Raw genomic sequence first — 3,048 nt, 5'->3', positions numbered from 1 at the left:
TATCCGCTCGATTTTAAAATCACTGGGGGTGAAGTCCACGACAGTCAAGTTGCAGGTGAATTGATTGACATGATTGGTCAAGCTGATTACTTTATCGCTGATAAAGGCTATGACTCAGAAGCCATCAGAGACAAAGCCCGTACCCACGATATGGTGCCTGTCATCCCTAAAAGGAAAAATGCCAAACAGCCTAATCCAGAGTTTGATAGCTATTTATACAAACTGCGCCATTTAGTAGAAAATATGTTTGCGAGACTCAAGCACTTCCGTAGTATAGCCACTCGCTATGAGAAGTTGGCTCGTAATTTTAAGTCAATGCTTTATCTGGCGTGTACTATCATTCATTGCAAGATGAATTGAGGACACGCCCTAAGCTTATAAAGAAAAACGCTTATAAAGAAAAACGCTTGCGCAATTTGCCAATCAGACTACGTACGCGACTGCTTAAATCAATACGCACGTCGTTTTCAGGGTCATGCTCAACTTCATAACGCTTAACCAATTCAGGGCTGGCTTTTAATTTTGTATGATGCTGAAAGGCACGGTTGACGCTAATCTCAAGGAGGCTGGCGCGCATTGGTTTTGGTAAGCAGCGATAGACCTGACCTTTATTAATCAAGTCAATCAACAAGCCTGCATCTTGGAATTCAGTCTGTACTAAAACCACCAAGTGCGGCGCATCTTGTTTTAAGGTAAAGATAATTGGCGCGATATTTTCGCCGCTGACATTGATGTCGGTAATACACACGCCGATATCTTCATTGGCCAAATAATCGTAAGCTTCTTCTAAGCCTTCTGCGTGCAGGACTTTATAGCTATGCGAGAACTGCTTGCTTATTTGCTCAATCAGCTCGTCGGTTTCATCGATGACCAACAGTGTCTGCTTTTTACCCGAGCTATCAAATTGCTCCGCGTCCTCATCTGGATTATAAGTCAACGCGATTTCGGTAGCGCGGCCAACGACCGCAAGTAGTTCCTCAGATTTACAAGGTTTGGTCAAATAACGATAAATCTCCCCATCGTTAATAGAGCCAATAATCGCGTTTAAATCAGCATAACCGGTCAATAAAATCCGCATGGTAGACGGCGAGACTTCTTTGACTTCACGCAAGATATCGACACCCACGCGCTCAGGCATACGTTGGTCGCTGACCGCCACGTGTACATGGTTATTTTTGATATAGTCGATATATTCAGTCGGGTCAGTGGTGATAAAAACGTCATGCGTTTTACGAAACAGCAGTTTCATCGAACGTAAAATACGTTGTTCATCGTCGATAAATGCCAACTTCGGTTTTGGTACAGACCCTAGCTCAGCGCCAGAGGTTTCCATTTCATGGTCAAGTTCATTCATGATGATATCCTTATGATGAATAATAGTACGATAGTTTTATATAATCATTTAAATAGCAATTGAGCTCACAACAAAACGAACACCAGAACCTAGCATTTATGCTGCTAGGCTTTGTTCGGTTAAATCATTATCAATCGGTAGCGTTAAGGTAAAGGTAGTGCCAACGCCTTCGGTTGAAACCGCTTTAATGTCGCCATTATGCTGCTCCATAATCTGCTGACTGATGGCCATCCCAAGACCGGTTCCTTCGCCCGCGCCCTTAGTGGTAAAGAACGGCTCAAAGATTTGGTTAAGTACCTCGGCGCTCATGCCTTTACCATTGTCGCTGACATCGATATAGACATGACTGTCATCGGCGCGCGTTCGCACTTCGATTTTGCCATCTGGTTTTTCGCCCATGGCTTGCGCGGCGTTATTAAGCAAGTTCACTAGCACCTGATTAATCTGTGACGGCGAGCATTTAATTTCAGGCGTCGGCGCAAAATCAGTGACAATCTCTTGATGTCTGATAGAGTTGCCAGCGATTTTCAATGAGGCTTCGATACATTCGCGCACATCGATGGTTTTCACTTTTGACTCATCAAGACGGGCAAAGTTACGTAGGTTTAGGACCATCTCGGTGATTTGCTCGACACCAAAGAGTGAGTCTTTAATCAGCTCTTTAAGCTCAGTGGACAAATCATCTTCTTGGATTTCATCCGACGCACGGACGATATCAGCCAATAACTTATCAATTTTGCCATCAGTAGCGGCATCAGTTTTAGCGGCTTTTAACCCTTGTACCAACTCAATCAACTCTTCGTATTGCTCAGTCAACTGACCGATAATCTCAAGGTTGTTTTGCACATAAGATAATGGCGTATTAACCTCATGAGCGACGCCCGCCACCATTTGACCCAAGGTTGCCATTTTTTCTGAACGGATCAATTGCAGCTGAGAGTTTTTCAGCTCTTTTAGCGTCTCTTGTAGCTCAGCGGTACGCTCTTCAACTTTAATCTCTAGCTGCTGATTAATATTGGCAAGCTTACCTTCGTTAGATTGGATACGGTCTAGGAGGTCATTAATAGAGCCGTTTACCAGCCCAATCTCGTTGCGACCTTCGGCGAATTTAACCTCACTTAGCTTATTGTATTGCTTATCATTAATCAGGTTTTCCGCTTGCGAGATTTTATCGGTGGTTTCTTTTAACGGTTTAAACGCTAAATAAGTGAGCATAAAGTAAATCAAACCCGCGGTGATAAGTAGCGCGAGGGCAATCCAGTTAATCAGATTTTTACTTAGATTGTCAGCGATGGCGTTAATTTCAGCATCAGGCTGGACGACGATAAGTTTCCAATAAGTCTCAGGAATCTCAAATACGTACGCTTGGCTGCCGTTATAGTAGCTGTCTTTTTCTAACTCGAAGCTCTGCAATAAACGGCTGTCCATCGCGTTTTGCTTATTTTCACCGTTGTTTAGATAAGCGGCGTAGTTGACGAGATAATAGCCTTTTGACGTACCGGTTTCGGCTTTATCAAGCGTGGTCAATACCTGCTGGACTTGCGGCGATACGCTAGCGGCAACGCGCTCGATAGTCTCTTTACGCTGCATCTCCAAGAAGTTTAGTACCGGATTCCAAGCAGGGTTGCAAACAGTTAAATAAAACATATACAAACCTACCTATTTATTACTATAATAGATAGATTATATCTATA

Annotated in this window: 3 protein-coding genes; 1 reads left to right on the top strand and 2 read right to left on the bottom strand. The window is 43.4% G+C overall.

The annotated features are described in order from the left end of the window. A partial coding sequence (locus tag H9653_RS12235; protein ID WP_191692572.1) for an IS5 family transposase occupies positions 1 to 360 on the top strand: 360 nt, incomplete at its 5' end. A gap of 31 nt (positions 361 to 391) precedes the next feature. On the opposite strand, the gene H9653_RS12230 is transcribed toward H9653_RS12235, so the two are convergent. Then, on the bottom strand, positions 392 to 1,354 hold the full coding sequence (locus H9653_RS12230; RefSeq protein ID WP_191692571.1) for a response regulator: 963 nt from the start codon (positions 1,352 to 1,354) through the stop codon (positions 392 to 394). Between the two features lie 96 nt (positions 1,355 to 1,450). Then, positions 1,451 to 3,001, bottom strand: coding sequence for an ATP-binding protein (locus tag H9653_RS12225; RefSeq protein WP_225211766.1), 1,551 nt, complete (start codon positions 2,999 to 3,001; stop codon positions 1,451 to 1,453). Positions 3,002 to 3,048: the final 47 nt, after the last annotated feature.

This window comes from Psychrobacter communis (assembly GCF_014836505.1).
Taxonomy (GTDB): domain Bacteria; phylum Pseudomonadota; class Gammaproteobacteria; order Pseudomonadales; family Moraxellaceae; genus Psychrobacter; species Psychrobacter faecalis.
Note: the sequence above shows the minus strand (reverse complement) of the source record. Positions and strands in the feature narration are given on the sequence as shown.

What these genes read in the sequence shown, in the direction of transcription:
- H9653_RS12225 (WP_225211766.1), bottom strand. Translation starts at nt 3,001, where the DNA reads ATGTTTTATTTAACTGTTTGCAACCCTGCTTGGAATCCGGTACTAAAC.
- H9653_RS12230 (WP_191692571.1), bottom strand. Translation starts at nt 1,354, where the DNA reads ATGAATGAACTTGACCATGAAATGGAAACCTCTGGCGCTGAGCTAGGG.